At 54.0% G+C, this 1423-nt stretch carries 1 rRNA gene; it reads left to right on the top strand.

The features are described from left to right. A 23S ribosomal RNA gene (locus ACFQ6H_RS29775) occupies positions 1–1423 on the top strand; the annotation flags it as partial.

Genomic DNA, 1423 nt, shown 5'->3' with positions numbered 1-1423 from the left:
GAATAAAACAATAAACGAAGCGGAGGAAATACAACTTAGATGACGATGGTAGGAGAGCGAACAAAGGACAGTGAAGTCAGACCGGAAGGACTGGTGGAGTGCTTAGAAGTGAGAATGCCGGTATGAGTAGCGAAAGAGGGGTGAGAATCCCCTCCACCGAATGCCTAAGGTTTCCTGAGGAAGGCTCGTCCGCTCAGGGTTAGTCGGGACCTAAGCCGAGGCCGAAAGGCGTAGGCGATGGATAACAGGTTGATATTCCTGTACCACCTCCTCACCATTTGAGCAATGGGGGGACGCAGGAGGATAGGGTAAGCGTGCTGTTGGATTAGCGCGTCCAAGCAGTTAGGCCGGTAATGAGGCAAATCCCATTACCATGTCAGCTGAGCTGTGATGGCGAGGGAAATATAGTACCGAAGTTCCTGATTCCACGCTGCCAAGAAAAGCCTCTAGCGAGATGAAAGGTGCCCGTACCGCAAACCGACACAGGTAGGCGAGGAGAGAATCCTAAGGTGTGCGAGAGAACTCTCGTTAAGGAACTCGGCAAAATGACCCCGTAACTTCGGGAGAAGGGGTGCTTTCTTAACGGAAAGCCGCAGTGAATAGGCCCAGGCGACTGTTTAGCAAAAACACAGGTCTCTGCGAAGCCGTAAGGCGAAGTATAGGGGCTGACGCCTGCCCGGTGCTGGAAGGTTAAGAGGAGCGCTTAGCGTAAGCGAAGGTGCGAATTGAAGCCCCAGTAAACGGCGGCCGTAACTATAACGGTCCTAAGGTAGCGAAATTCCTTGTCGGGTAAGTTCCGACCCGCACGAAAGGCGCAACGATCTGGGCACTGTCTCAACGAGAGACTCGGTGAAATTATAGTACCTGTGAAGATGCAGGTTACCCGCGACAGGACGGAAAGACCCCGTGGAGCTTTACTGCAGCCTGATATTGAATGTTGGTACAGCTTGTACAGGATAGGTAGGAGCCATTGAAACCGGAGCGCTAGCTTCGGTGGAGGCGCTGGTGGGATACCGCCCTGACTGTATTGAAATTCTAACCTACGGGTCTTATCGACCCGGGAGACAGTGTCAGGTGGGCAGTTTGACTGGGGCGGTCGCCTCCTAAAAGGTAACGGAGGCGCCCAAAGGTTCCCTCAGAATGGTTGGAAATCATTCGTAGAGTGTAAAGGCATAAGGGAGCTTGACTGCGAGACCTACAAGTCGAGCAGGGACGAAAGTCGGGCTTAGTGATCCGGTGGTTCCGCATGGAAGGGCCATCGCTCAACGGATAAAAGCTACCCCGGGGATAACAGGCTTATCTCCCCCAAGAGTCCACATCGACGGGGAGGTTTGGCACCTCGATGTCGGCTCATCGCATCCTGGGGCTGTAGTCGGTCCCAAGGGTTGGGCTGTTCGCCCATTAAAGCGGTACGCGAGCTGGG

It is taken from the genome of Rhodococcus sp. NPDC056506 (assembly GCF_042794945.1).
GTDB lineage: Bacteria > Actinomycetota > Actinomycetes > Mycobacteriales > Mycobacteriaceae > Rhodococcus_F.
The sequence above is the reverse complement of the archived record's forward strand: the minus strand, read 5'-3'. Positions and strand labels throughout refer to the sequence as shown.